General features: G+C 68.6%; 27 protein-coding genes. 7 read left to right on the plus strand and 20 right to left on the minus strand.

The window, feature by feature from the left end; all coding sequences use genetic code 11:
- Position 1: 1 nt before the first annotated feature.
- From ABNF93_RS27330 to ABNF93_RS27350, 5 genes are all read right to left on the minus strand, one after another.
- Positions 2-361, minus strand: a complete 360-nt coding sequence (locus ABNF93_RS27330) for a hypothetical protein (protein WP_349331066.1) — start codon at positions 359-361, stop codon at positions 2-4.
- 175 nt (positions 362-536) lie between these two features.
- Complete coding sequence (locus ABNF93_RS27335; RefSeq protein ID WP_349331067.1) at positions 537-1400, minus strand: DODA-type extradiol aromatic ring-opening family dioxygenase; 864 nt, start codon at positions 1398-1400, stop codon at positions 537-539.
- A gap of 10 nt (positions 1401-1410) precedes the next feature.
- Positions 1411-2244 (minus strand): citryl-CoA lyase, encoded by an 834-nt coding sequence (locus ABNF93_RS27340; RefSeq protein ID WP_349331068.1) that lies wholly within the window; start codon positions 2242-2244, stop codon positions 1411-1413.
- A 52-nt stretch (positions 2245-2296) separates the two neighbouring features.
- The gene (locus tag ABNF93_RS27345) at positions 2297-3490 is read right to left on the minus strand and encodes a CaiB/BaiF CoA transferase family protein (protein ID WP_349331069.1); all 1194 of its coding nucleotides are present in this window, start codon (positions 3488-3490) and stop codon (positions 2297-2299) included.
- Positions 3491-3709: 219 nt separating this feature from the next.
- Entirely contained in the window at positions 3710-4522 is an 813-nt protein-coding gene (locus ABNF93_RS27350; protein WP_349331070.1) for an IclR family transcriptional regulator domain-containing protein, read from the minus strand.
- A 290-nt stretch (positions 4523-4812) separates the two neighbouring features.
- Here ABNF93_RS27350 and ABNF93_RS27355 point away from each other — a divergent pair, with 290 nt between their 5' ends.
- Positions 4813-6081: an MFS transporter gene (locus ABNF93_RS27355; protein WP_349331071.1), complete on the plus strand. Its 1269-nt coding sequence runs from the start codon at positions 4813-4815 to the stop codon at positions 6079-6081.
- A gap of 73 nt (positions 6082-6154) precedes the next feature.
- Entirely contained in the window at positions 6155-7621 is a 1467-nt protein-coding gene (locus ABNF93_RS27360) for an amidohydrolase family protein (RefSeq protein ID WP_349331072.1), read from the plus strand.
- Positions 7622-7678: 57 nt separating this feature from the next.
- Here ABNF93_RS27360 and ABNF93_RS27365 read toward each other — a convergent pair whose 3' ends face one another.
- Positions 7679-8716, minus strand: coding sequence for a uroporphyrinogen decarboxylase family protein (locus ABNF93_RS27365; protein ID WP_349331073.1), 1038 nt, complete (start codon positions 8714-8716; stop codon positions 7679-7681).
- Positions 8717-8832: 116 nt separating this feature from the next.
- Between ABNF93_RS27365 and ABNF93_RS27370 the strand changes: the two genes are divergently transcribed.
- Complete coding sequence (locus tag ABNF93_RS27370) at positions 8833-10224, plus strand: serine hydrolase domain-containing protein (protein WP_349331074.1); 1392 nt, start codon at positions 8833-8835, stop codon at positions 10222-10224.
- Here ABNF93_RS27370 and ABNF93_RS27375 read toward each other — a convergent pair.
- The 9 genes from ABNF93_RS27375 to ABNF93_RS27415 all read right to left on the minus strand — a co-directional run bounded on the left by ABNF93_RS27375 (position 10212) and on the right by ABNF93_RS27415 (position 16929).
- Complete coding sequence (locus ABNF93_RS27375; RefSeq protein ID WP_349331075.1) at positions 10212-10751, minus strand: mycothiol transferase; 540 nt, start codon at positions 10749-10751, stop codon at positions 10212-10214. The two genes, ABNF93_RS27370 and ABNF93_RS27375, sit on opposite strands and share 13 nt — an antisense overlap.
- A 96-nt stretch (positions 10752-10847) precedes the next feature.
- Positions 10848-11207 (minus strand): hypothetical protein, encoded by a 360-nt coding sequence (locus tag ABNF93_RS27380; RefSeq protein WP_349331076.1) that lies wholly within the window; start codon positions 11205-11207, stop codon positions 10848-10850.
- 304 nt (positions 11208-11511) lie between these two features.
- Entirely contained in the window at positions 11512-12036 is a 525-nt protein-coding gene (locus ABNF93_RS27385; protein WP_349331077.1) for a hypothetical protein, read from the minus strand.
- A gap of 125 nt (positions 12037-12161) precedes the next feature.
- Positions 12162-13046 (minus strand): NYN domain-containing protein, encoded by an 885-nt coding sequence (locus tag ABNF93_RS27390; protein WP_349331078.1) that lies wholly within the window; start codon positions 13044-13046, stop codon positions 12162-12164.
- A 79-nt stretch (positions 13047-13125) separates the two neighbouring features.
- On the minus strand, positions 13126-13506 hold the full coding sequence (locus ABNF93_RS27395; RefSeq protein WP_349331079.1) for a VOC family protein: 381 nt from the start codon (positions 13504-13506) through the stop codon (positions 13126-13128).
- A 213-nt stretch (positions 13507-13719) separates the two neighbouring features.
- Positions 13720-14616 carry a phosphotransferase enzyme family protein gene (locus ABNF93_RS27400; protein WP_349331124.1) on the minus strand — a complete coding sequence of 299 codons (897 nt, stop codon included), beginning with the start codon at positions 14614-14616 and terminating at the stop codon, positions 13720-13722.
- A gap of 33 nt (positions 14617-14649) precedes the next feature.
- Positions 14650-15483 carry a phosphotransferase family protein gene (locus ABNF93_RS27405; protein WP_349331080.1) on the minus strand — a complete coding sequence of 278 codons (834 nt, stop codon included), beginning with the start codon at positions 15481-15483 and terminating at the stop codon, positions 14650-14652.
- 95 nt (positions 15484-15578) lie between these two features.
- A complete protein-coding gene (locus ABNF93_RS27410) occupies positions 15579-16265 on the minus strand; it encodes a TIGR04282 family arsenosugar biosynthesis glycosyltransferase (RefSeq protein ID WP_349331081.1) in 687 nt (228 codons plus the stop codon).
- A 4-nt stretch (positions 16266-16269) separates the two neighbouring features.
- The gene (locus ABNF93_RS27415) at positions 16270-16929 is read right to left on the minus strand and encodes a glycosyltransferase family 2 protein (RefSeq protein ID WP_349331082.1); all 660 of its coding nucleotides are present in this window, start codon (positions 16927-16929) and stop codon (positions 16270-16272) included.
- Positions 16930-17138: 209 nt separating this feature from the next.
- Between ABNF93_RS27415 and ABNF93_RS27420 the strand changes: the two genes are divergently transcribed.
- On the plus strand, positions 17139-17903 hold the full coding sequence (locus ABNF93_RS27420; protein ID WP_349331083.1) for a response regulator transcription factor: 765 nt from the start codon (positions 17139-17141) through the stop codon (positions 17901-17903).
- 5 nt (positions 17904-17908) lie between these two features.
- On the plus strand, positions 17909-18997 hold the full coding sequence (locus ABNF93_RS27425; protein ID WP_349331084.1) for a sensor histidine kinase: 1089 nt from the start codon (positions 17909-17911) through the stop codon (positions 18995-18997).
- Positions 18998-19048: 51 nt separating this feature from the next.
- Here the strand turns inward: ABNF93_RS27425 and ABNF93_RS27430 are convergent, their stop codons facing one another.
- On the minus strand, positions 19049-20134 hold the full coding sequence (locus ABNF93_RS27430) for an NAD-dependent epimerase/dehydratase family protein (protein ID WP_349331085.1): 1086 nt from the start codon (positions 20132-20134) through the stop codon (positions 19049-19051).
- Between the two features lie 113 nt (positions 20135-20247).
- On the opposite strand from ABNF93_RS27430, the gene ABNF93_RS27435 reads away from it, so the two are divergent.
- Positions 20248-21696: a hypothetical protein gene (locus ABNF93_RS27435; protein ID WP_349331086.1), complete on the plus strand. Its 1449-nt coding sequence runs from the start codon at positions 20248-20250 to the stop codon at positions 21694-21696.
- On the opposite strand, the gene ABNF93_RS27440 is transcribed toward ABNF93_RS27435, so the two are convergent.
- The 4 genes from ABNF93_RS27440 to ABNF93_RS27455 all read right to left on the minus strand — a co-directional run bounded on the left by ABNF93_RS27440 (position 21661) and on the right by ABNF93_RS27455 (position 25214).
- A complete protein-coding gene (locus ABNF93_RS27440; protein ID WP_349331087.1) occupies positions 21661-22191 on the minus strand; it encodes a hypothetical protein in 531 nt (176 codons plus the stop codon). The genes ABNF93_RS27435 and ABNF93_RS27440 overlap by 36 nt on opposite strands.
- Positions 22192-22206: 15 nt before the next feature.
- Entirely contained in the window at positions 22207-23460 is a 1254-nt protein-coding gene (locus ABNF93_RS27445) for a molybdopterin-dependent oxidoreductase (protein ID WP_349331088.1), read from the minus strand.
- Complete coding sequence (locus ABNF93_RS27450) at positions 23457-24041, minus strand: class I SAM-dependent methyltransferase (RefSeq protein ID WP_349331089.1); 585 nt, start codon at positions 24039-24041, stop codon at positions 23457-23459. Before ABNF93_RS27450 ends, ABNF93_RS27445 begins: the two co-directional genes overlap by 4 nt.
- A 225-nt stretch (positions 24042-24266) precedes the next feature.
- Positions 24267-25214 carry an NADP-dependent oxidoreductase gene (locus tag ABNF93_RS27455; RefSeq protein WP_349331090.1) on the minus strand — a complete coding sequence of 316 codons (948 nt, stop codon included), beginning with the start codon at positions 25212-25214 and terminating at the stop codon, positions 24267-24269.
- A gap of 122 nt (positions 25215-25336) precedes the next feature.
- On the opposite strand from ABNF93_RS27455, the gene ABNF93_RS27460 reads away from it, so the two are divergent.
- A complete protein-coding gene (locus ABNF93_RS27460; protein ID WP_349331091.1) occupies positions 25337-25780 on the plus strand; it encodes a winged helix-turn-helix transcriptional regulator in 444 nt (147 codons plus the stop codon).
- Positions 25781-25812: the final 32 nt, after the last annotated feature.

Below are 25812 nucleotides of genomic sequence, written 5' to 3' on the forward strand. Positions count from 1 at the left end.
CTCAGGTGGAGGAGTCGGGATAGGGGAGGGTGAAGTGCGCGAGCCGTCGTGCGTACTCCTGCTGGAACCCCAGCGGCTCGTGATCGCGTTCGAACATCGCGATGAACAGCGTGAGCGTGAGGAAGGGGTGCGCGCCGAGTTCGAACAGCTTCGGGTAGTCGTGCGTGGCAAGTGCCTCGCGCTCCACGGGCGCGAACTCCAGCCACGTGGTGGCCTCGGCATGCACGCAGCCCAGGATGCTGCCCGCGCGCTCGGTCTCCCACCACTGAACGGTGCCCCGCGGGTCCGCGCGGTAGCGCTCGACCAGCTCGGGGTCACGGTCCACGGTGTAGAGGAACTTGTCAACGAGGTACTTGCTCATGCTGGTCTCCTTTCGCATGACCGCTGCGGTGCCTCACTCCGGCACACCTCGTTCCTCGGCGTACCTGCGTGGGGGCTCCTCGCGCTCATGCTGTTCCCCTTTTCGCATGACCGCTGCGGTGCCTCACTCCGGCACACCTCGTTCCTCGGCGTACCTCCGTGGGGGCTCCTCGCGCTCATGCTGGTGCTCCGTTCGGATACCAGGTGAAGTACGCCTCCATGGTGTGGAAGAGGTCGAGGCTGTCCACGTGGTCGGCCTTGGCGTTCTCTCCGGCGACCCCCATCATCAGCATGAAGTCCATGAAGCCGTGGGTGGCGTTGCCCGGTGCGTGGAGGCTGTCCAGGCTCACCTCCGCCAGGCACTCCTGCAGGTTGCCGCTGCCAATCCAGTCCACGGCCTTGCGGTCGAACGCGGGATCGGGGCCGTGCTCGCCGAACTGGCGCGGCCCACCGAGCTCGAGAGAGAGGTGACCGGTGCCGATGATCGCGACCCGCTGGTCCGACGGCCAGGACTCGACCATCTCCCGGATCGCCTGCCCGAGCTGGACGAACCGTCGCGGTTGGGGTAGCGGCGGCGCGAAGATGTTGGTGTAGACGGGCACGATCGGAAGGTCGGCCTCCGGTCGCAGCGTGATGATCGGGCACGTGATGCTGTGGTCGATGCGCAGCTCGTTGCTGAACGCGAGATCGAAGCCCGCGTCCAGGCCGGACCGCAGAAGGTAGGCCGACAGGTCCTCGTGCCCGGTGAGCAGCATCCTGGGAAGGCCGAACTCGCGTTCCTCGTTGTAGAAGTTCGCGTCGTAGAACGGCGCCTTGCCGCTCAGGAACTGCGGCATGTTGTCCAGCCACAGCTGGTGGAAGTGGTCACTTCCCACCATCACCAGAACGTCGGGCCGCGCACGCGTGAGGGTCTCGCGGAAGCGCTCGATCTTCGCCACCCACTCGTCGGCGAACGGCGGACGGTCGGCGCCGGTGGACGTACTCGCCCGGTAGTAGAACGGATGGTGCGTAGAGGCGATGACCGCGACGACGGTGGCCATGGGGACTCCTTCAGCTGGACGTGTTGCTGAGTGGGTCGACATAGGTCGCGTTCCGGTCCACCGAGAGGTAGACGTCCCGCCCGATCGGGCGCCGCACCTCCTCGGCCAGCTGGCCGAGGAGCCCGGCGGCACGCGCCAGGAGGGCGAAGCCTCGCAGCAGCTCGAGCGGGAGGCCGAGGTCTGCCAGGGCGGCGCCACACACGCCGGCGCCGTTGAGCGGCAGCGTGCGGCCCAGGACACGAGGATGCACCCTGCCGATAGCCTCGAACAGCCGGAGGTGCGGTCCCTTCAACCCCTCCTGCGCGGCGATGGCGAGCAGCCGGGGAGTACGCGGGTCCTGATGCTTGTGGACCGGGTGGCCCAACCCCGGAACGAGGCGGCCGGACTCCCGTGCGTGCTGGATCGCCGACAGCGCGACCGCGTCCCACGCCGCGTCGTCGTCGAGGCGTTCCGGGCACTTGTCACGATGCTGTTCCAGGACGCCGGCCAGGAACTGGCCGCAGTCCTCGGTCACGCCGAGGAACCGCGAGCCACCGCCGAGCAGGCCGGCGGCGATCGCCCCTTGCAAGGAGTCCGGGGCGGACAGGTAGGTGAGGCGCGCGGCGATCGCGGTCGGGGTGAAGCCATGATCGGCGAGCGCGACCAGCACGGCCTCGAAGACCCGCACCTGAGCCGGGGTGGGACGTTGTTGGGTGACCAGCCAGAAGGCAAGTTCGCCGAAGCCGACGTGGCCCATCAGGTCGGCGGCGAGATCCTTGCCCAGCAACGAGATCGAGTCCGCGTCCGACATGCCGAGCGAGGTCGGGTACGTCGGTGCCTGTGGTGGCGAGGATTCGTTACCCACTCCGTTATCTCCTCTTCTTCGGTCTGCCGGGCAGCTCGGTGCCGGTCTCGTCTCAGTTGTCGTGTCCGTGTTCGTGCTGGGGGCGAGGAGCGGAGAGCCAGGCGCGTAGCTCTGCGCCGTGCTCGTCCAGGCCGGGCGGCGGCAGGTCGTAGCGGGTGGGGCTCTCGGAGAAGGTGATCGGGTTACGGACCGACGGTGTATCGCCCTCGCCCACCCGCACAACCGGGTCGAGGCCAAGCTGTTCGGCGAACGCCACGCCCTCCTCGACGGTGTTGATCGGCCCGCAGGCCACGCCCGCGGCGAGCAGGTCGCGGAACCACTCCATCCGCCCCCTCGTCCGGAGGCGCTCGACCAGCAACGGGCGAAGCTCCTCGCGGTTGGCGGTGCGGTCCTGGTTGGTGCGGAACCTGGCGTCGTCGGCGAGCTCCGGCACGCCGAGAACCTTGCAGAGATTGGCGAACTGCCGGTTGTTGCCGGCGGTGATGATCAGCTCGCCGTCCGCCGTGGGCAGCGGTTCGTACGGGAAGAGGCTCGGATGGGCGTTACCCATCCGGTGCGGTACGACGTCGCCGGCAACGTAGGCGCTGGTCTGGTTCACCATCCCGGAGAGCGCGGTCGACAGGAGGTTGACCTCGACGTGCTGGCCGGTGCCCGTTCGGTTGCGGTGCTGCAATGCGGCGAGGACACCGATCGTGGTCTGCATCCCCGACATCACGTCGAACACCGAGATGCCGGAGCGGTACGGCGGGCCTTCGGGGTCACCGGTCAGGCTCATCAGCCCCGAGATGGCCTGCACGATGAGGTCGTAGCCGGGCAGCGCGGCGCCGCCGCCGGAACCGAACCCGGTGATCGAGGCGTAGATGACGCCTGGGTTGGCGGATGCCACGCTGTCGTAGTCCAGCCCGAACTTGGCGAGGCTTCCGGGCCGGAAGTTCTCGAGCACGATGTCGGCGCGGGCCGCGAGTTCCTGGGCGAGCGCGCGGTCGTCCGGGTCGGCGAAGTCCAGCGCGATCGACCTTTTGTTGCGGTTGATGCCGAGGTAGTAGGTCGCCACGTCACCCCGCAGCGGAGGGGACCACGTCCGGGTGTCGTCGCCTGCCGGACCTTCCACCTTGACGACCTCGGCCCCCATGTCGGCCATCAGCATGCTCGCGTACGGGCCTGCCAGGATCCTGGAGAAGTCGGCCACCAGCAGGCCCGCGAGCGGACCCTTCCGCGCCGTCTCCACCGGGGTGTCTTCCGTCATGATCCCCCTCGTCCGCTGTTCGGACAACCGTCCGATAGCTTGCCAGAATCCGTCGGCGAGGGCCACGGTGTCAAGGTCGGGAGGCGGGTTCGCCCGGTCGGCTGGCGCGGCTAGGCAGCCTCGGTCAGGCGGCCTCGGTCAGGCGGCCTCGGTCAGGCGGCCTCGGTCAGGCGGCCTCGGTCAGGCGGCCGGGCCGGACGGCCGGGCCGGACGGCACCGTCAGGAGACGCTGGGTTCGACGACGGTGCGCGGCAGGGCGTCGTACCTCGCGAAGTCGGCGCTCGCGGCGCTTGCCGCCTGCAGGAGCAGCGGAAGGTATTCCTCGGTGAGCGTCTCCACCGAGGTCTCGGCCGCGTGCACGGTCACGTTCATCGCGGCGACGACCCGGCCGGCGCCGTCGCGTACGGGCGCCGCGATCGAGCGGATCCCGGAGGCGAGCTGCTCGTCGGTGAGTGCCCACCCGCGCGCGCGAACCTCCCGCAGCGCCGCGTCGAGCTCGGTCCGGTCCGGCTGCCACCTCGCGGTGACGCCCGAGCGGCTCGGCTGGGCGAGCACGTGGTCGAGCTCGTCGGCGTCGAGTCCGGCGAGCAGGACCTTGCCGAGGGACGTCGGCGGTGCCGGGAACCGGGTGCCGATCTGCACCGCCAGCGTGATGATCTTGGGCACGGCCACCCGCGCGACGTACACGATGTCGGAGCCGTCGAGCTGGGCGATGGAGCTCGACTCGTGGGTACGGGCGACGAGCCGTTCCATATGCGGACGAGCCACGTCCCACAGCCCCATGCCCTGGACGTAGGTCAGACCGAGCTCGAGCACGCGCGGGGTGAGGGTGAACCCGCCGCCGACTGCCCGCACGTACCCCAGGGACTCCAGCGTACGAAGGATTCTGCGGGCCGTGGGACGCGCCAACTGGGTCGCCGCCGCCATCTCGCTGAGGGTCATCACGGGCCGGTGGGCGTCGAACGCCCGGACCACGTCGAAGCCGCGGGCTATCGACTCGATGAAGTCGGGGTCGCTGTCGCGACGGGGCATCGACCACTCCTGAAGCTTGCGGCGTGTTCGTAGGGCGAATGCCTCAACTCTCTGCGTTCAGGTGCTTGGCCAGAGCAGCAGGCGTAGACAGTCAACCACGTTGGCCGCTGTGCGGACAAAGCGCCACTCCCGCGGGCACGAGCGGCCAGCGCGGTGGCCGGACCGGCGCGGACCCGTCCGTTCGGGCCGAGGATCCCTTGACAACGTGTGGGAGCGGTCATACTTTGCTGCCTTACGGACGAGTGTCCGTAGAACGGACAGGTGGACGCGACACCCTCGAGGAGCGCCCGATGGCGAGCATCCCGAACGAACGCGTAGAGACCGGGACGACCACGTCAGGAAACGTCGAGATCTCACCGGCGGTCGTCGCCGTCGGGTTCGGTGTGCTGTGTCTGTCGTACATGCTCAACGCGATGGACCGGCAGATCTTCTACCCGCTGCTTCCCGACATCAGCAGCGAGTTCGGGTTCAGCCTGGAGCAGGGCGGGTCGCTGGCGACGGGCTTCACCCTGGGTCTCGCCATCGCCGGGCTGGTCGGTGGCTTCCTGACCGACCGGCTGTCGCGGCGGAACATTCTCGTGATCGCCGTCCTCATGTACTCGGTCGGCACGCTGGGCGTTCCGCTCGCCGCAGGATTCGTGGACATGAGCGCGTACCGCCTGCTCTCCGGCATCGGAGAAGGGATGCATGCCGCGGCCGTGTACGCCGTCCTCGGGGCGTTCTTCTTCCACCGCCGTGCGGTGGCCGCCGGGGTCGTCGGTGTCGCGTTCGGACTCGGCGTCTTCCTCGGGCCACTCATCGGGACCCAGATCGTGGCCTCCTGGGGAGACTGGCGGGGACCGTTCTACGTCTTCGCGGGTGTCGGTCTGGTCATGTCCGTCCTCATCGTCACTGTCGTGTCGAAGCGGCTGACCGAGGCGGTTACGGGCAAGGCGGCAGGCTCCCCGCAGGCGTTCGACCACGTGCCCGCGAGCCCGTTCAACCGCAACACACTCGGGCTGGGAGTCGCCTGTGTGGTCTCCGGCGTGGTGTTCTACGGCTTCCTCGGCCTGTATCCCACCTTCCTCCAGGAGCAGCACGGCTTCACACCCGGGCAGGCCGCGTTTGCCCTGTCCATGGCGGGCTTCGGGGCGATGATGGCCCTGCCGGCCGGTTGGCTGGGCGACCGTTACGACCAGCGCAAACTGCTCGCTCTCGGCTTCGTCGGCGCCTCTGCTTGCACGTTCCTCGCCTACCAGGTGGCGACGACGCCGGCGGCTCACTACGTACTCGCTTTCCTCATCGGCACCTTTGCCAGCGGCTTCCTGTTCACCAACTGCACGACCGCCATGCAGCGGGCGGTCCGGCCCGAACACGTCGGACGCGGCGCCGGCCTCTTCATGCTCACCTACTACGTGGGCGCGGCCTTCTCTGGTTTGTTGTTCGCCCGCCTTGTCGGCGAGTTCGGATGGAACGGTGCGGGCCTGTGGCAGCTGACGGTGCTGCCGATCGTCGGGGTCGCGGCGGTGGCACTGGTGAAGACATCCAGGATGCTGGTCCCTCACCGCGCCGGCAGGTAGGTCACCCATCGGCCCGTACGGACGACTCTCCCCACAAACCAGCGCAGGTGGGCGTCTGGACGAAGGAGCGCTCATGGAAACCAGCAATGCGCCTGAGGCGACATTCGGGGCGGGCCGGCCGGTGGTGCTCCGCCACGGGACGGTTCTGACCATGGACGACGGAAAGTCGGTGCTCACCGACGCCGACGTTCTGGTCGTCGGCGAACGCATCGAGGCCGTAGGACGACAGCTCGACGTGCCCGCGGGGACCGTGGAGATCGATGCCACCGGCGGGATCATCATGCCGGGGATGGTGGACACGCACCGGCACATGTGGCAGACGGCGATGCGCGGGTACGGCGCTGACTGGACGCTGACGCAGTACTTCGTCTGGAACTACCTCGAACACGGCAAGAAGTTCCGGCCCGAGGACATCCACGCCGGCAACCTGGCATCGGCCATCGAGTCGATCGATGCCGGCGTCACCACCACGGTGGACTGGTCACACGGGCTGCAGACCATCGACCACGCCGAGGCCGCGGTCGAAGCCCTCCAGGCCGTACCCGGTCGGTTCGTCCTCGCCTACGGCAACATCCACGCAGGGCCTTGGGAATGGTCCACCCAACCCGAGTTCCGTGCCTTCGTCGACCGGCGCTTCACCGGCGACGACATGCTGGGTTTCCAGCTGGCCTTCGACGTGACCGGGGACCCGGCGTTTCCCGAGCGTCCCGCGTTCGAGGTGGCGCGCGAGCTCGGCGCACCGGTGACGACGCATGCCGGTGTCTGGGGCGCCACCAACAACGACAGCATCCAGCTGATGTACGACCACGGGTTCATGACTCCGCAGACCGTGTACGTACACGCGGCGACGCTGAGCGCCGATTCGTACCACCGGATCGCCGCCACCGGCGGGACGGTCTCGGTGTCCACCGAAAGCGAGCAGAGCTGTGGCCAGGGCTACCCGCCCACGTGGATCCTCCGGTCCCACGACATCCCGGTCGCGTTGTCCGTGGACACCAGCGTGTGGTGGAGCGCGGACCTGTTCTCGGCGATGCGGTCGACACTTGGCGCCGACCGGGCCCGCGAGCACCTGGAGGCGCATGCCAAGGGAGAAACGATCACGCACTGCCATCTGCGTGCCGACCAGGCAGTGGAGTGGGCCACCCGCGGTGGTGCGAGGGCGCTAGGTCTCGACGAGAAGATCGGCAGCCTCGAAGTCGGAAAGAAGGCCGATGTCGTGCTGCTCAAGAACGACGACTCGCCGGTCATGTTCCCGATCCTCAATCCCTACGGGCACGTCGTCTTCCAGGCCCAGCGGGCCGACGTCCACACCGTCATCGTCGACGGCCGCGTCGTCAAGCACAATCACCGGCTGGTCGGCGTCGACCTGGCCCCGCCACGCCGCGCGATCGAGGCGACCGTCGAGTACCTGCAGGGCGCACTGGGTGCCGAGGCCTGGCAGCAGGGCATGAATCCGGACATCCCACAGACGAAGGTGCTGGACAACCCGTACACGTACACCGACTACCGCAGCGCGGCCACACACCAGGCGAGCGGCTAGCTATCGCAGATGAGGCCGGAATTGCTGTGAGCGATGCGGTTTCTCAGCCCTCATCCCTCACCCCTCGGCTTCGGCGCGCAGCATACGCGCGGCCGCTGCCATGGCGCGGAGCTTGCCCTCTGCGGAACGGCGCGGGAGGTACTTCATGCCACAGTCGGTCGCGACGACGATGCGTTCGGGTTCGACGAACGGCAGGGCCCTCCTGACCCTCGCGGCCACGGTCTCGGCCGACTCGACGGTGTGGTCGGAGAGGTCGATCACGCCCAGGATGATGGTCTTGTCGGGCAGGTGCTTGAGCACGGACGTGTCGAGGTTGGACTGTGCGGTTTCGATGGAGACCTGGTCGCAGGAACAGCCGGCGAGCTCGGGAAGGAAGGAGTAGCCGGAGGGCCGGTCGTGGATGATCGCGGCATAGCCGAAGCAGATGTGCACGGCGGTCGTCCCCGGAGCGTTCTCCAGCGCTCGGTTCAACGCCTGCAGGCCGAACTCCCGTGCGCTCTCTGGACGCGCCTGCATGTAGGGCTCGTCGAGCTGCACGATGTCGGCACCGGCGGCGAAGAGGTCGTGGACCTCGGCGTTGACAGCCTCGGCGTAGGCCATCGCGAGCGCCTCCGGACGTCCGTAGTGGTCGTCCTGCGCCTGCTGCGACATCGTGAACGGGCCGGGCACCGTCACCTTGATGACGCGGTCGGTGTTGGCGCGCAGGAATCGGACGTCGTCGGCCTGGACCGCCCGCGGCCGCCGGATGGGTCCGACCACCCGAGGCACCGGGTTCGGGTGACCGCTGCGGTCGAGTGCCTCGCCAGGGTGGTCGATGTCGACACCCTCCAGAGCCGTGGCGAAGTGGTTGGAGTAGCTCTCCCGGCGCATCTCGCCGTCGGTCAGGATGTCGAGGCCGGAGCGTTCCTGCGCCCGGATGGCGAGCAGAGTGGCGTCGTCCTGCGCCTCGGCCAGATGATCCGCCTCCGGTCGCCACAGCTCACGGGCGCGGACCCGAGGTGGAAATCGGCCGGCCAGCTTGGCGCGGTCGATGAGCCACTCCGGCTGCGCGTAGCTGCCGACCAGCGAGGTGGGGAACAGGGGAAGCATCTGCATGGGCCCGACTCTTGCGGACATCCTCTCTCCAGGCAACCCTCAGCTGATCCGAACAGACCGATCGAGCAGAGCGATAAGGAATAGGTTCTCGAGGCGGCCCCTTGCAGACTGCACCTGTGAATCTCCTTCCGCGTTCGGCTCCTTCCGATCAGCTGATCGACGCGTCCGGGTTGATTGCGTTCCTCGATCGGGTCTGCGAGCAGGGCATCGAGCTGCACTCGATCATGGTTGTTCGGCACGGTCACGTGGTGGCGGAGGGGTGGTGGGCTCCGTTTACCGCCGACCGGCCGCACCTGCTCTATTCGATGTCGAAGTCCTTCACCTCGATCGCGGTGGGGTTCGCCGTGGCAGACGGGCTGGTCGGGCTCACCGATCGTGTGGTCGATCTCCTCCCAGACCACGTACCGGACGACGTGGCTCCACAGGTGTCGGAACTGACCGTTCACCATCTGTTGTCGATGACCACCGGACATACCGAGGACGTACTCGAAGACGCCTGGGCGCTCGAGCCGCTGGATCTGGTACGAGGTTTTCTGCGGATACCGCCGGCGAGACCAGCGGGGACGGTCCATGCGTACAACAACCCCACCACCTACGTGCTGGCCCGGATTGTCGAACACGTCACGGGCCGGCCGCTGCCGGAGGTGTTGAACGAACGTCTGTTCCGGCAGATGGGTATCGGGCCAAGCGAATGGGACCGGGACACCACGGGCCACGCCTTCGGCTTCCACGGCTTGCATCTCACGACCGAGGCCGCCGCGGCCTTCGGCGAGCTACTGCTGCGCCGCGGCCAGTGGAACGGCCACCAGGTCGTGCCTCGGGGCTGGCTGGATCTCGCCACCCGGCGCCACATTCCCACGCTGCAGTTCGAGGACGGCACGCGAGCGCCCGACTGGCTTCAGGGTTACGGCTACCAGTTCTGGATGTCCCGTCACGGCTACCGAGCCGACGGCGCGATGGGGCAGTTCTGTCTCGTCGTCCCCGAAGCCGATGTCGTCGTGGCGATGACAGCGGCGACCACGAGCATGCAATCCCCGCTCGACGCCGTGTGGGAATGTCTCCTACCAGCGTTGGACCAGCCCGGGCAGGTCGACGCCGACGCCGAAGTTCGCAGTCGCCTCTCGGCTCTTGCGCTTCCCCGGATCGCCGGCGAGCACCGCCCCGACCGCGCCGTCGAGGCAGTCGTGGACCACCTCGACCAGGCACCGCCCCTCGCACGGGGAACACGAGTCGAGGCAACACCAGACGCTCACGGCTGGAGGGTCCGCATCGGTGACGGCGCCACAGCATTTCAGTTCCAGGTAGGCCACGACACGTGGCGGGAAAGCACGCCGCTTCGCCGCCCAGTTGTCGCTGCCGGCGCATGGCTGGGCGAGGTGTTGATCGTCGACCTCTACGTCATCACCAGCCCGAGCCGGGTACGCCTCACCATCGCAGGAACCAGCGCATCAGCCGAATGGAACATGCCGCCACTCGTAGGGCCGGAGCTACGCCATCAGCTCCTGTGACAGCACCCTGGGGGCGGCGTCGTTGAACGCACGGCCGCCGTCCCCAGCACCACCTTCGGAAGCGCGGCGCGGACCTCAGCGTCACCGCCCGGTCTGTCCGTCGATCTGTTCGCGGATGATGTCGGCATGCCCGGCGTGCCGGGCCGTTTCCTGGATGACCGAGAGCAACACCCACCGCAGGTCGTGGGTCTTGCGGTTGCGGTCACCGGCGCGTCCAGGTCGCCGATCGCTTCGACGATCCGGTTGCTGGTCTCGCAGGCAGCCTTGTAGCCGGCCCGCAGGGTCCGCAACGAAACCGAGGGATCGACCTGCATCGACCGGATCCCGCTCGCCGTGCCACCGGCGACGACCTCCTCGAACCACAGGGACTCGACGTAGGTGAGGTGCTGCAACAGCCCGGCGAGGTTCGTCCCGGAATCCACCGTGCTGCGCCGAGCGTCAGCCTCGCTGAGCCCGGCAAGCTTCTTCAGGACGCCAGCCCGCAGACCATCGAGAGCGGCGCGGAGTTGCCGCATTTCCGAGGTCACGCCGGCAGCGTAGCAACGAGCGCCACTGCGGCGGACCCGACGGGCGCATCGCGTCGGGCTCGAGCCGCCGACGCATCGACGCACTTCCTGGTCAGGTCAGCGCAGCCATCGGGCGTCGTTGAGGTCCGTGGTGAACGGAATGGTGCGCCAGGCGGCTCGGTTGTCTGGGTCGTGGTCGGGAAGCCAGATGAGTACTCGAACATTCCCGACGTGGCGTTCGACGGGGTTTGCGCCGAAACCGCAGGGACCGTGGCCAATGCTGTCGGCCTCGACGCACATCCGAACGGTTGCGACCTGGCGGTCCTCTCGTGCCTCTGCGGTCGGGAGGAAGGCGACGCTCCGCGCGTCGACCCTGCCGTTGACGTCTGTGGAGTGCTCCCAGAAGTCAGGCGGCTCGTAGCCGGGCGGCAGCTCGACGGGAAGGGCGATCGGAATCCCTCCTGGTGGTCCGATCATCTCGCGAACGGTGGCGCGGTCTGTGATGTCGGGCGCCCGGACCGTCAGGTGATCGGCTACGAACAGGACAGGTAAGGCCAGGATGGCTGCCGTGCCGAGCAGGAGCGACCACCCAGATGGGATCGGCCGCCGCGTGGGGACCCATTTCCGCAGCATGGCAGACCAGGAAGTACGTGGAAAGGCGGGCACGTCGGTCGACGAGGACATTCGCTCTGGCCCTACGGGCATTGACGGTCTCGCTCGGGCGGCTGTGGTGGCGGTGTTGCTGAGCCTTTCCGCTGTATGCGTGTATCGGCGCGGGTTGTTATCGCAACCAGGTCACCGTGTCGAGGTCGGTGGTGAATTCGACGTCATCCCATGCGTTGAGGTCCGATTCGACAATGTTCGGGGGGTCGACCAAGGGGTTGACGACTACGCGGATCGCGCCGACCTGCCTCTCGACGTGGAGCCCGCGCTCGGCTTCGGGACTGGGCCTGGACCCGCTGGTTCCTGCACAGCGTCGGCTGTTGCTGTCAGCGCGCTGGATGCACAGCTCGACAGGCGGAGGGTCGTCCCCGAAGACACCAAAGTCGAACGTGTCGAAGCCGACGAACCACGCGGTTCTTACGCTGTGGCCTTCGGAGTGGTACCAGCTTGGGGGCGAATAGCCGTCGGGCAGTTCCACGGGCAGGACGATTGGCAGGCCATGCAGACCGTCGGTGAGCTGCTCCTCGACGAATTCACGGTCACCTGGGCCTCGCCCGAGTCCCAGGACGACGTAGACGAGAGGCGCGACGATGGCCGCGGCGACGAGCACCTCCCAGGGCAGCCGAGCCACCATCGTCTTCACGCTCGAATGATGGCAGGCCACCGGGGTGGATGGAAGCGGTGCGCACTGCAGCGCGGGCCGGGACCGGGCCGGCCGACGGCGAGCCGTCAAGGCGAGCGGAAGCGGTGGCTGAGCGTCTTCTCGGACTACGGGCGGCTGTCGCGGTTCGGAGCCTTCGCCGCCGCCTTCCGCGCCGTCTTCCGGGCCGTCTTCGGGGCGGCGGCCTTCTTCGCTGTCTTCTCGGTGGACTTCTTCGCGGCCGCCTTCTTGGTCGTGTTCTTCACTGCTTTCGCCGTCGGCACCGCGTCGACAGGTCGACGACCCTTGAGCCGCACCCACAGCCGCCCGCGTCCACCCTGCCCGGTGACGGTCTTCGTCTCGACGAATGGCTGCGCCTTGACCAGATCGCTGAGTTTGCCGAACCCGTAGTTGCGCGAGTCGAACGCCGGGTCGGTTCGGTTCAGGTGGTTGCCGAGCGCACTGAGCGAGGCCCAGTCGTCGTCGTCGGTGTCCACCCTGTTCAGCGCCTTGGTCAGCACGCTCTGGATCGGACGCGGTTGGTCATCCTTCGCCGGCTCCGTCGCACCGCCGTCGCCGGCGAGGACCTCGAGGAACACGAACTTCTCGCACGCCTCCACGAAGGCCTTCGGCGTCTTGCGCCGCCCGACGCCGATGACCCGCTTGCCCGACTCGCGCAGTCGGGTGGCAAGTGGGGTGAAGTCGCTGTCGCTGGAGACGATGGCGAAGCCCTCGACGTTGCCGGAATACAGCAGGTCCATGGCGTCGATGATCAGCGCCGAGTCGGTGGCGTTCTTGCCGTAGGTGTAGGCGAACTGCTGCTCCGGGGAGATGGCATTGGCGAGGAGAATGTCGCGCCAGCCGGTGAGGTGCGGGTTGGTCCAGTCGCCGTACGCCCGCTTGACGGTGATGGTCCCGTAGCCGGCCAGTTCCTCGAACATCTCCTTGATCAGCTTTGGAGAGGTGTTGTCGGCGTCGATCAGGACGGCGAGGCGGGTGCTGTCATCAGTCATGCGCGGTGGATCTCCTCGATCGGTGAGCCGCCAGTCTCCTGCACGTGCCCGCCTCGCGCAGCCCGAACACCTGATCAGCTCAGTTGGCGGGCTCGAACAGTTCGATGAGGTTGTCGGCAGGGTCGGCGAGGAGAACCTGGCGTCCGCCGGGCCCGGCGACCACGTCGCTGCGGAAGGACAGCCCGGCGTTGCGCAGCCTGCCGATCTCGGCATCGAGGTCGTCGACGATCAGATGGATGCGGTTGCCTCCGCCGCCGGCGGCGTCGTCCGGGGTCGCGCGGGCGCCGGAGCTGGTGGGTCCGGACAGCAGCAGCCGCAGTCGACCCGCGGTGACTTCGGCGAAGGCAGGTGCGGCGCTGAAGCCTAGGGCGAATCCGAGGTGGCTGGTGTAGAAGTCAACGGCCGCTTGGACGTCGTCGACGAGGTAGCGGACACTGGCGAACTGATCGGACGGCGTCACGGCCGGACCTCCTGACGTCGATGGTTGACAGGGCATAACCAATGACTGGAGGGTACATCAAACATAGTTAGGTCAAATAAGATTGATACATCGGCGTGGCAGCGCGACTCGCAGCCGCTCGCGCAGGTGTCCGAGCGGCAAGCGAACAGGCGGCCGATACCCAGGACCAACGTGCCATGAACGACGCTGTGGCCTGATCCCATGCGGCGTGCGTCACGACTGGTCTGCGAAGAGATCCGCTGCCGAAGGGTTGGTTGTCAACTCGAGGTAACCCCGGGCCGTGTCGATCTCCGCTACGGGTCGTGGTTTTCCTGCTCCTCGCCACCACCAGGTGATCTGCCCGATCGCGTCCGCCGCGAGGTAGGCGGCAAGCAGTGGCGCCAGCAGGTGGCGTTCGTCCGCTGTCAGCTCACGAACATCGCAGTAGGCCTCGATCAAGCGTCGAGTTCGCGTGACGTCGAGGTTGCCGCCTGCCGAACGGCCCCAGTACCAAAGGATCGAGGCGAGGTCGTAGATGACATACGAGTACAAGCAGTCGTCGAAGTCGATCAAGGCGGTGACGGTACCCGCGCTGTCCAGCACCAGATTGTTGGGTGCTACGTCACCATGCACCAAGCCGACCCACATGTGGGTTCTTTGTGTCAGCTCGGAGTCCAAGGTGTGCAGGAGTCGCTTCAGATGATGCAGGAACGCGGGACCGCCCGGAATATCCAAGAACTCGGGATCGGCGCCATCCTGCCTGACCCATTGGGTCAAGCGCATGAGGGGGTCGCTGCGCTCGGATCGAGACCCAGGAAAGGTCCGGCCCCGAGTGACCAGGTGCATCTGAGCCAGGAGGCGCGCTACGGTAATACCGGAGGTCAGGTCGGCACAACCCGACTCCCCAGGGCTGTCCCCGGCCGTCCCGGTCACGTAGTGGAAGAGGGCGCATGGGCGACCCTGAACGTAGTCGAAGCGTGCTCCGTCTCCTGCTTCGACGACATCTGCGACCGGGAACCCCTGCTCCGCCAGGTATCGCACCGCAGCAAGCTCGAAGTCAAGCTCTGCCGCACCTTGCGTGCGTCGATAGTGCCGAGCGACGTAGCTTGCGTTGGTTCTCGGCGAGCCGATCGGTCAACTCATGCCAAGTCGCCGAAGCGACGGCTATCGGGCTTGCTGGACAAGCTCGAGGCAGCGGCGAAAGGCCCAGTCCGCCCAGGTGTGAGCACCGTCGGCAAGGGCGGCGCCGATGCCGTCAAGCCCGCGGTGCAGGTCGTAGCACAGTATCCGGTCGCGGTAGCCCGGCACGTCGCCGAACCGTGCCTCGCAGTATGCGGCTTGCAGCGTCACGCAGGTGGTCACCGGTGGCCAGGTTGCCCAGAAGCGTTTTCCCACGTCCTGAAGCGGATCACCTATGGCGGCGTCCTCCCAGTCCAGTACTGCGGCTACGCGGCCGTCGGCGACGAGCAGGTTGTTGGATCCCCAGTCGCCGTGTACGAGTCTCCGTTCGCCGGGGCAGCGGCCAACGAGGGCGGTGTAGGTGTCCAGCAGTTCGGCGAGTTGTCCGGATCGAGGGGCGGTCCAGGCGGAGTCCCAGGACGCGGCTTTGTCGGCGGGTGCCCGAAGGAGCCCGTGCCATGTTTCGTGAGCGGCGACCTGGGTCTCAGGGTCGAAGGTGCCGTAACCGGAGATGTTCTCGACATCGCAGCCGGCGATGATCGACCAGGCGTCGAAAACCGCCGGCAGTGCCTGTTCCACCTCCGCTGCGGTGAGATCCTGCAGAGTCGCACCGGGTATCCACTCACTCAGGCAGAACGCACGCTTGTCGTCGAGTTGGCCGATCTCCCAGATGCGGGGGACTGACACTCTGTCGCCAAGCATCTCGTGCGCCCAGTGGTCCTTGGCGAAGCCGCGGGTCGAGCGACCAATGCGGAGGCAGCCGACACGCTCCCTACTCGCCACGCGGTAGGCGTGAGTCTCCTCGCCTTCCGTTTGCACCGACGAGATGTTCACGTCGTCGCTCGCAAGCAGTTCCCGCGCGAGCCTACGGACGTCAGTACTGTTCAGGTCCGGTTTCCTGCCCATGCTGCAGTTTAGGGCTCCACCGGTGTGGGAGTCCGGTCCCGCAGTGTGGCCACCGCCCGTGCGAACCGGCTGCCCGGGATCTGGGCGGCGGTCGCCACGGCGTCCTCGACGGTGTCGACGTCACGCAGTTGGGGCAGCGTGGTGATGCGAATGCCCAACGTACGAAGGGCGGCCAGGGTGCGCGCTCCGGTGTCGCTGCGCGACATGGGCACCGTTCGGAGTGTGTCGGCGTGTTTCGCGGTGCGGAGGCCGATCGCCCACCAGCCACCGTCGGCTGCCGGTCCCAGCACACCGTCGACCTCGCGGTTCCGGAGCCGGTCGGCGGCTTGTGACAGTAGCTCGGGCGTGACCTGCGGAGTGTCGCCACCGATCTGCAGGATCGGCCCGTACGGATGGATTTCGCGCGCGTCGAGGTGTGCGTTCGCGAGCCGGTCGCCGAAGCTGTCGCCGCGTTGGGAAAGGACGACGCCACGGGCGAGCTGAGACCGAATCTCCCTGCCACGAAGGGTTCGGTCCAGGTCGCCCGCGAGGGCGACGATGACGACCGCTCCGGTGGCGTGCACCGCGTCCAGGGTGTCGAGCAGTGCGGCTGCCGCGATGTCCGCTGCCTCGACCGGGGTCGCGATCGGCGTCAACCGTGTCTTGACACGCCCCGCTTCCGGTGCTTTTGCGACGACGAGCACACCTGTCGGCATGTGGTCACACCCGGTGCATGGCGGTCGTCATGTCCCGCACGGCTCGCAGCGTTCCTCGCAGCGAGCCCGACACCTTCGACCGGGTGCCCGCGGCTCGCGGCCGATAGGCGACGTCGAGCTCGTGCACTCGCCACCCGGCGCGGGCGGCCCGGAGCAGGAGTTCGAGCGGGTAACCGAACGCCCGGTCGGTCATCCCCAGGTCGAGCAACCGGGTGCGGTAACCAGCCCGCATCGGGCCGATGTCGTGGACGTTCAGACCGCGGCGGCGTACCAGCCCGGCAAGAACGGCGTTTCCCCAGCGGGCATGCCAGGGCCAGGCCTTGGGTGTGCTGGCCACCCGCCGCCCGAGGACAAGATCGGCGGCTCCGCTGGTGAGTGGATCGACCAGCCGCGGCAGCTCACCCGGATCGAGCGAGCCGTCGGCGTCGAGGACGCACACGATTTGGCTCCGGCTGGCCAGCATCCCTGTGTGCACAGCGGCGCCATAACCGCGGCGAGGTTCGGTCACCACGACCGCGCCGTGTTGCCGAGCGATCTCAGGCGATCCATCGGTCGACCCGTTGTCGACGACGATGGCGCGATAGTGGGCGGGAAACATCGACAGCACACCCGGAAGTGCCGCGGCCTCGTCGAGGCACGGCAGCACGACGTCGATCTCGTCCACGGCCCGACGATAGGGCGCAATACGCGCATCAAGGCGCAAGGTACGTATTACCAATTCCTGACGGCTCGCCACCGCGTGCGCCGTCCTCGGTGGCTCAGTTGCAGGCTGGGTGTCCGGAGTGGTTCACCACCGCTGCCCGTACCCTGCGGGCTGGAGGCCGACCACACCCGTCGGACCAAGGCGGTGCGACCATCGCGGTGAGGCGATACATGGATGAACGAACGGACCGGGAGACGGTGACCGGCGGCGCCTCGCCACGCCGGGTGCTGGTCGTCGACGATGACGTGATGGTGCGTGACGTCGTACGCCGTTACCTGGAAAGGTCCGGCCACGAGGTGATCATGGCCGGGGACGGCGAGACCGCGCTCGCGATGGTCAACGAGCGCCATCCCGACCTGGTGGTGCTCGACCTGATGCTGCCGGGCATCGGCGGCATCGAGGTGTGCGCCCGGATCCGCCGAAGCTCGGCGTTGCCCGTCCTCATGCTGACCGCGTTGGGTGAGGAGGACGATCGGATCCTCGGCCTGGAGGTCGGAGCCGACGACTACGTGACGAAGCCGTTCAGTCCGCGCGAGCTGGCCCTCCGGGTCCAGTCCATCCTCCGGCGGTCCGACGGTCGCGTGACCGCCGACGGTCCCGCACCCGACGGGTTGGACGGCGCCAGTGGACAGCGGCAGCTCGCCGACGCGGACCTCATGATCGACCTGGCGGCCCGCCGGGCGACGCTGGGTGGCCGCGAGCTTGCGCTCACCATCCGCGAGTTCGACCTGCTGAGCTTCCTGATCGTCCATCCGGGGACCGCCTTCACCCGCACCCAGCTCCTCGAACGCGTCTGGGGTTGGGACTTCGGCGACCAGTCGACGGTCACGGTGCACGTACGCAGGCTCAGGGAGAAGATCGAGGCCCTCCCCACCCAGCCGCGCCGGATCGTGACCGTGTGGGGCGTCGGCTACCGTTATGACCGGCAAGGTTGACACCCGTGCAGACAGTCTCCGTAGGGGCGCCGGCATTCTCCGTCGCGGCGCCGGACGTGTTCACCGAGATCGTGCACGTCGCGCCGTACGCGGTCGCGTTCTCGCTTCCGGTGGCACTTGTCGGGGCGGTCGTCCTTCATCAGCTGCGCAACCGGCGCCTCGCCACCTCGATGACGATGCTCGTGCTGACGCCACTGGCCGCCACCCTTGCCGGCGTGGTCGGCGTGAGCGGGTTCATGTTCACGCCGATCCTGACGACGACGCTGGTGATCTGTGCGCTGGTCACGGCCGTGACAGTGCCGACCGCTGTTCTGCTCGGGCGCGCGCTCGCCCGGCGCAGTGTGTGGGAGCGGGACGCCCGCGCCCGCGAACGCGCCGCCGAAGCCGCCCGCCGCGAGCTCGTCGCCTGGGTGAGCCACGACCTTCGTACACCCTTGGCCGGGATCCGGGCCATGGCAGAGGCGCTCTCCGACGGGGTGGTGGCACAGCCGGACGAGGTGGGTGCGTACGCGCACAAGATCACCGGCGAGGCGCAACGGCTGTCCCGCATGGTCGACGACCTGTTCGAGTACTCGAGGATCACGGCCGGGGCACTCCGCCTCACCCTCTCCACGGTCGACCTGTGTGAGGTGGTCGACGAGGCGGTGGCGGCCGAGCGGCCGGTCGCGGACCGCAAGGGGGTCGTGCTGCGTTCGCGGGTGGCGGCGGGTCCGCCGGGTCCGGCTGTGCTGGGCAGCTCTCCCGAGCTGGCGCGCGTAGTCCGCAACCTCGTCTCCAACGCCGTTCACCACACCGCACCAGGGTCGAGCGTCACCGTGTACGTCGCCAGCACCGACGGGGAGGCGTCCGTGTGGGTCGACGACGCATGTGGCGGCATCCCCGAGAACGAGCTGGGCCGCGTGTTCGACGTCGCGTTCCGTGGCAGCCATGCGCGGACGCCGCGAGAGCGCGGCGGCGGAGCCGAACAACCCGCGGGCAGCGGACTCGGCCTCGCGATCGCCCGTGGCCTGGTCGAGGCACATCGCGGCCGGATCCGCGCCAGCAACCAGGGCGCCGGCTGCCGGTTCGAGGTGCGGCTGCCGTTACTGACCTGACGGTTCGCGTCGACCGACCGGGTTGGGACGCCGCTGGGACGCCGCGATCCGCTATGAGCGCAGGGGATCGTCGGCGAAGGCACGAATGCCGTCGGCGAACGACGTCGCCGCGGCGAAGCCCAGCAGACGCCTCGCCTTGGCCGGGTCGGCGACGATGTGGCGGACGTCGCCCGCCCGAGCACCGCCGACGATGCGGGGCGGCTTACCCGCGCTGGCGAGCGCGAGGGTTTCGGCGAGCTCACCGATGGTGTGCGGGTCGCCGGAGCAGACGTTGACCGCTTCGAAGGCGCTTGGCGGTGCGGACTCGGCGGCGAGTGCGTTCGCCATCGCGATGTCCCGTACGTGAACGAAGTCGCGACGTTGCCGGCCGTCCTCGAGGACGAGCGGGGCTTCGCCACGCGCCAACGCCGACCGGAACAGCGAGGCGACACCGGCGTATGGCGTGTCCCGCGGCATCCGCGGACCGTAGACGTTGTGGTAGCGCAGGGCCCATACGGTGCCGCCGGCCTGCCGGGCCCAGGCCGCCGCGTAGTTCTCCTGGGCGAGTTTCGACGCGGCGTAGAGGCTGCGTGGATCGAGCGCCACGTCTTCGGGGATCAGCTCGGCTTCCAGCGCACTGCCGCACCGGGGACAGAGTGGCTCGTACCTTCCGGCGTCCAGGTCGGCATCGCGCCGCGGGCCAGGGCGTACGCCTCCATGCTCGACGCAGCGGTATGCGCCTTCCCCGTAGACGACCATCGACGAGGCGAGGACGAGCCGCCTGACGCCGTGGGCGTACATCGCCGCCAGCAGGCACGCGGTCGCATAGTCGTTGTGCCGCGCATAGGCAGGTGCGTCGCCAGGATCGACACCGTGACCCACCATCGCCGCCTGGTGACAGACGACATCGACGCCACGCAGAAGATCGGCCAGGACTCCAGGCTCCTGGATCAGGGCGTGAACGAGCGGCCGCCCATGACCAGCACCCCCGGACTCGGCGGGCGCCTCAGCCGACGCTGCGGCTGGCGCGCCGCCCCGTGCACCATGTGCCTCCGGCAGCAGGGCGTCGACCAGGACGACCTCGTGGCCGCGTCGGACGAGGACATCGGCGACGTGGGAGCCGACGAACCCGGCTCCTCCGGTAACCAGGATGCGCATGTGTCGACGCTAGTGGCGGCCGTGTTCGGGTGGCCGGAGCGTTCGATTACGGGGTTCTTACGGCCGGCCTCGCCGGGCACCACCGAGCTTGGGGGCTTTCTACGCTGTCCCGGGTGACGGACGGGATGCTCGAACCCGGAACAGCCAGCGGAGCTGACGAGGGTGTCCCGCCACGGCGGCCGCCCGGGCACGTCGCCGACCTCGTGGCGGCGTCGACCGCGGCCTTGCTCGTCGTCGCTGCCGTTGTGGTCGGTGCGGTGCTGCGCGACCGTGAGGTACCCATCTACGCGTCGACCGCGCCGCTGCGCGGGGTCTGGGACCCCCGAGTCGGCCCGACGACAGCGGTGGCCGTCGCGCTCGCGTTGTTGTTCGTCGCCACCGGTCCGGCCGTCGCGGCGCGACTGCCCTGGCGCGCGTTGCTAGCCACCGCCTGGGCGGCATCGTTCGGCTGGGTCCTCGCACTCGGCCTGGTCGACGGATGGACCCGGCTGGCCCACCGGTTGGCCAGGCCAGGCGAGTACCTCGCGGAGGTGCCGGGTGCGCCGCCGCGAAGTGAGTTGCTGCCCACGTTCGCCGACCGCATCGCCCGTGGTCCGGCCGGGCCAGGCGAACCCGATGCGTGGGTGACCCATGTGGCGGGGCACCCCCCGGCAGCGCTGGAGTTCTGGATCCTGGTGGACCGGCTGGGCCTGCGAGGCGGCGGATGGGCAGCCGTGATCTGTATGGTGCTCGGATCCTCTGCCTGCGTGGCCGTTGCTGTCGCGGTGCGTGCGATGGCAGGCGAGGCGCTGGCGAGGCGCGGGTTCCCGTTTCTCGTGCTCGCGCCGGCCGCCTTGTGGATCGGCGTCTCAGCCGACGCGGTGTTCCTCGCCGTATCGGCATGGGGCCTCGCCCTGTTGGCGATCGCGACCAGGCGCTCGGGTCCTTCCGGGTGGGCCGCCGCCGGATCGGCCGGGATGCTGCTCGGATTGGCCCTCTACCTCTCCTACGGCCTGGCGCTGATCGGCTTGGTCGCGTTGGGCGTACTGATCGCCGGACGCCGGCTCATGCCCCTACTCGTTGCCGGCGTCGTGGTGGTGGGCGTCGTGGTCAGCTACACCGTGGGCGGCTTCTGGTGGTGGGAGGGGTACGCACAGCTGAGGGTCCGTTACTACCAGGGCTGGGGTGGCGAGCGGCCCTACGCGTACTGGGTGTGGGCGGACCTGGCTGCCCTTGCCATCTGCGTCGGACCGGCCGCCGTCGCCGGACTGCGCCGGGCAGTGGCCGGACTGGGCGGGGCAGTGGCCGGACTGGGCGGGGCAGTGGCCGGACTGGGCGGGGGAGTGGCCGGCCTGCGATCTGCGGGACCGCTGGCCGCCCTTGTGCTGCCCACCCTGCTCGCGGTGACCGCCGCTACCCTGTCCGGACTCAGCAAGGCCGAGGTCGAACGGATCTGGCTGCCCTTCGCGCTCTGGCTGATGGCCGCCTGTGCGCTCCTTCCCCCACGCACCCATCGCTGGTGGCTCGCGGCGCAGGCCGTCACCGCGCTAGGCGTCCAGCACCTCGTCCTGACGAGCTGGTGAATCAGACCCGCGCCGCCGGAGCCGGCTCAGGCGTAGGCGGCAGGCAAGCAGGAACGCCGAGCCGGCGAACAGCACGCCGGTGAGCAACAGCCACCGTCCGAAGTAGTCGGGCGGCGGGCGACCGGTGACTCCCTCGAGATTTCGCGGCAGCCGCAGGATCAGCGGGAAGAACACCGCGAACGCCAGAGCGGACAGGGCCGCCGGAACCCTGACATGGTTGAGCCACAGGGTCCGCGTCGCCTTCGGAGCCCGACGTCGTACGACCACCGCCACCGACCGGTCTGCCAGGCTGTACAACGGCAACAGCAACAGGTCATGGCCGAGCGCGCCACCGACGAACCACGCCGCGACCCCGAGCGGGTTGGCGGGTACGAACCGCAGCGCCGCATAGCCGGCGAGGCTGAAAGCGCCCACGCATGCCAACAGGTGGAGAGGATTGGCGCCGTACCAACGGGCGACCCGCCCAGTGGCGAGATTGCGCAGAATCGTCGTCATGATCACGTCCGGGGGTCAGGTCCAGAAGGTCAGCCGGGAAACCCACTTGGTGCAGTGCACCCCGGGCGTGTTCGGGACGATGATGCGCGCCGGGAAGCCATGGTCGAGTGAAAGGTCGGCACCATTGACCCGGAGCGCCAGCAGTGACCGGAGGTCGCGCACCTGGTTACCTGCCAGGTTGGCCGAGCCGAAGCCGCCTCCCCGTTGCAGCGACTCCACCGCGACGCCCGTCGCCTCGCGGACTCCCACCAGCGCGGCCAGGTCTGCCAGGCGTACGCCGGTCCAGGTCTGAACCGTCGTCCAGCCTTCGACGCATGCGATCGGCAGGCGCTCGCTGTGCAACGTCAGCGCCAGAAGGTCGCTTCTGGACAGCGAAACGCTCTCGAAGCCGCGCAGGTCCAGCCGCCACGAGGGCCCGGTCTGTGCCGGCGTGATCCTCCGGTACGCCGCGGTCTTGTTGACCACGAAGTCGTTCGGTCCGGGACCCTCGGCTCCGCCGCGGGGTGCCAGGACGGCCAGCCGCCGTAGGGGTCCACCGATCGTCTGGCCCGCCGACAGCAACGCCAGGAGGGCGGAGCCGGCTGCGACGAAGCCGAGGGCTCCGCGCCGCGACACCGTCGGTTCCGCAGGCGCCGTGGAGACCAGTCCGGTTGCGTCCGCCGGCTCTGGCCGGGTGTCGGCAAGACCGGTTCGGAGTTCGTTCCAGATGCTGCGCGAGCGGAGTGCGGTCACCATCGTCCGCGCTTTGAGGATGACGTGAAGGGCCAGTGCCGCGACGAAGACCCAGGCCCCGTAGAAGTGGGACGCGTAGAAGCCCGCGGGAAAGACGTAGAAGTACTGGATGTTGAGGATGCCGGTCACGAACACGAAGATGCCGCCACCCACCAGGAGCAGGAGGCTGAGCCGTTCCAGCAGGTGCGCGAGCGACCTGACCGGTGGCAACGCGAAGAGCTTCGGGATCACCGACCAGAGCTTCGCCAGTAGCACTGGTACGAGCATCAACCCGCCGATGACATGGATGCCCTGGGTCAAACAGAACAGCCAGGCCGGCCGGGTCGGCCACTCGAACAGGTAGAAGCCCAGAATTCCCTTACCTGGCGTGGGATCGTTGAACCGGCCGCCGAGCGCGGGATCGTACGCCGCGTACGACAACAGCCCGGTCAGGAACAGCACGGGAAGTCCTACCAGCAGGACAAGCCCGAGGATCGACGTCAGCCAGGCGCCTCGGATCGGGCTGCGCCAGATGTCCTTGCCAGGCGGCGCTTTCATGACCACTCCGCACTTCTCTCGACCGGCCGGCTGAACGCGGCGAACGACCGCCCGCCGGCTGTCCAGGTGTCCTTGACAACGAGGTCGACCTCACCCGCGACGCGGGCGAGCAGGCACCAACCGACCTCCGTCCAGTCCACGGTCGCCTCCTCGCCACCGGCGTAGCGGAGCCGCGCCGTGGTGTACTCGGCCCGGTCCGGCTCCGGGTCATGCTCGATGTAGGCGACACCGCCCGGCGCGAGCAGTTCGCGGATCCGGGCCAGCAGAATCTTCGGGTCACCACCGATCCCGACACAGCCATCCAGCAGCAGGACGGTCTGCCAACGCCCCTCACATGGCAGGTCGTCGAACACCGAACGGGTGAGTGCATGTCCGCCGCGTGCCAGCACCTGCCGGACAGCGCGCGCCACCACGTCGATGCCCAACGCCGGCACGCCACGCCGGGCAAGCTCGACCACCATCCGCCCAGGACCGCAGCCGACATCAAGTGTGGGACCACCGCACCGCCGCAACACCTGGTCGTCGACCGCGTCCGGGGGGCGGTCCCACCACGCCAGGTCCACCAGCACCTGCCCGTTCACAGTCGTCCACCACTGTGCGGGCCGGTCTGCGGCGCGCGTACGAATGCCACGTCAACCACCTCGGCAGTCACGCTAGGGACATCCGAGGTGGCGAGATAGCTCAATGCTGCTTACGGAACTGTGACTTCGACACCGGCGGCATTCCGGTTGACGCGGTGTTGACTAAAGGGGCTCGAGTCCTTGACCTTGCCACTGGTGAGGCGAGCGCCTGGGTGGGGGAGCCGCTCAGGGCTCGAGCACGTAGCGGCCGCGCAACCCGCCCTTGGCGACGGCCCGGTGGGCGTCGGCGACCTGGTCCAGCGGCACGACCGCGTGCACTCGGGCTGGTAGCTCGCCGGACGCGGTGCGGGCGAGCAGGTCGCCCAGTCGAGGACCGTCGGGGTGCGTGACCACGGCGACCACGGTGATTCCGCGCTCGGGAGCCGGCTCGGCGTTCGGCCGGACGCCGACGAAGGCCCCGCCGTCGCGGACAAGGGCGAGGCCCCCGTCCTGCAGCGCCGCACCGTCGGCGACCGCGTCCCAGCCCGGCTCGGCGTGCGTGGTGAAGTCGGCGCCGAGGCCGCGGACGAACCGCTCGTCCTCGGCTCGGGCCAGACCAGTCACCTGCCAGCCGCGGTCTTGGGAGAGCCTGGCGACGTACCCCCCGACCGCGCCGGCCGCCCCGGTCACCAGCAGCCGGTTGCCGTCCGCGGGCGCGTCGCCCAGCAAATCGACGATCTGGGCGCCGGCCAGCCCGTTGAGCGGCACCGTCGACGCCGCTGTCAGGTCCAGTCCGTCGGGTACGACGGCCAGGTCGGCGGCCGACACGACGAGCTGCTCGGCGTAGGTGCCGAAGTCGCGGTCGAAGCCGGCGACCAGGCCGGCGACCCGGGTACCGACGGCCAGGTCCACGCCAGGGCCGGTGGCGACGACGGTGCCGGAGAAGTCCCAGCCCAGGCCGGTGTGCTCGGGCTGGTCGACCAGCCCCATGGCATGGAAGAGGCCGCTCGCGACCCCGAGGTCGACGGGGTTGACCGCTGCGGCAGCGATCTCGACCCGGACCTCGCCGGGTCCGGGCTGAACGACGGGAACGTCGATGATCTCGATCGAGTCCGGCCCGCTCGGGCTGCGGACGACGGCGGCGCGGAATGTGGCGGCGCGGAAGGTGGCGGCGCGGAAAGTGGAGGTGCTCATGGGTTCGCTCCTGGTGGCTTGCCTTCGACGGTTGACCTGCATCACTGTGGATGGGTTACTCTCCACCGGGAAGTAGGCACTTCGAAGTGCGTAGGTCACCCCTGGGTAGGAAGGAGCGGTCGATGCCTACGAGGACGGCGGCCCAGCAGCGGACACAGGCGAAGGTGGACTACGACGCGTTCCTGGCGGGCTGCCCCAGCCGGCAGCTGCTTGACCGGATCTCCGACAAGTGGGTCGCGTTGATCCTGGCCGCGCTCTGCAGCGACGGTCCGTACCAACCAGGGGGTGACTGCGTCGGTGAACCGCGGTCGATGCGCTACTCCGAGCTGGCCCGCCGGCTGGCCGGGGTGAGCCAGAAGATGCTCACCCAAACGCTGCGCTCGCTCGAGCGCGACGGCCTGCTCACCCGCACCGTGACCCCGACCGTGCCGGTCACCGTCACCTACGAACTGACCGACCTCGGTCTCTCGCTCCACCACGTGATGCGCGGCATCAAAGTGTGGGCCGAGGCGCACATGGACGAGGTGCACGCCAATCGCGAGGCGTACGACGGCCGCCCTGCCTGACCGGTGAGCGGCTCGCACGGCTGGGCCTGCTG

It is taken from the genome of Actinopolymorpha sp. B9G3 (assembly GCF_040120725.1).
Classification (GTDB): Bacteria; Actinomycetota; Actinomycetes; order Propionibacteriales; family Actinopolymorphaceae; genus Thermasporomyces.

Bases quoted from the DNA above. Each gene is read 5' to 3' on its own strand.
- ABNF93_RS27330 (WP_349331066.1), bottom strand. From the start codon at position 361: ATGAGCAAGTACCTCGTTGACAAGTTCCTCTACACCGTGGACCGTGAC.
- ABNF93_RS27335 (WP_349331067.1), bottom strand. From the start codon at position 1,400: ATGGCCACCGTCGTCGCGGTCATCGCCTCTACGCACCATCCGTTCTAC.
- ABNF93_RS27345 (WP_349331069.1), bottom strand. From the start codon at position 3,490: ATGACGGAAGACACCCCGGTGGAGACGGCGCGGAAGGGTCCGCTCGCG.
- ABNF93_RS27350 (WP_349331070.1), bottom strand. From the start codon at position 4,522: ATGCCCCGTCGCGACAGCGACCCCGACTTCATCGAGTCGATAGCCCGC.
- ABNF93_RS27355 (WP_349331071.1), top strand. From the start codon at position 4,813: ATGGCGAGCATCCCGAACGAACGCGTAGAGACCGGGACGACCACGTCA.
- ABNF93_RS27360 (WP_349331072.1), top strand. From the start codon at position 6,155: ATGGAAACCAGCAATGCGCCTGAGGCGACATTCGGGGCGGGCCGGCCG.
- ABNF93_RS27365 (WP_349331073.1), bottom strand. From the start codon at position 8,716: ATGCAGATGCTTCCCCTGTTCCCCACCTCGCTGGTCGGCAGCTACGCG.
- ABNF93_RS27380 (WP_349331076.1), bottom strand. From the start codon at position 11,207: ATGATCGGACCACCAGGAGGGATTCCGATCGCCCTTCCCGTCGAGCTG.
- ABNF93_RS27390 (WP_349331078.1), bottom strand. From the start codon at position 13,046: ATGACTGATGACAGCACCCGCCTCGCCGTCCTGATCGACGCCGACAAC.
- ABNF93_RS27410 (WP_349331081.1), bottom strand. From the start codon at position 16,265: ATGCCGACAGGTGTGCTCGTCGTCGCAAAAGCACCGGAAGCGGGGCGT.
- ABNF93_RS27420 (WP_349331083.1), top strand. From the start codon at position 17,139: ATGGATGAACGAACGGACCGGGAGACGGTGACCGGCGGCGCCTCGCCA.
- ABNF93_RS27430 (WP_349331085.1), bottom strand. From the start codon at position 20,134: ATGCGCATCCTGGTTACCGGAGGAGCCGGGTTCGTCGGCTCCCACGTC.
- ABNF93_RS27440 (WP_349331087.1), bottom strand. From the start codon at position 22,191: ATGACGACGATTCTGCGCAATCTCGCCACTGGGCGGGTCGCCCGTTGG.
- ABNF93_RS27445 (WP_349331088.1), bottom strand. From the start codon at position 23,460: ATGAAAGCGCCGCCTGGCAAGGACATCTGGCGCAGCCCGATCCGAGGC.
- ABNF93_RS27455 (WP_349331090.1), bottom strand. From the start codon at position 25,214: ATGAGCACCTCCACTTTCCGCGCCGCCACCTTCCGCGCCGCCACATTC.
- ABNF93_RS27460 (WP_349331091.1), top strand. From the start codon at position 25,337: ATGCCTACGAGGACGGCGGCCCAGCAGCGGACACAGGCGAAGGTGGAC.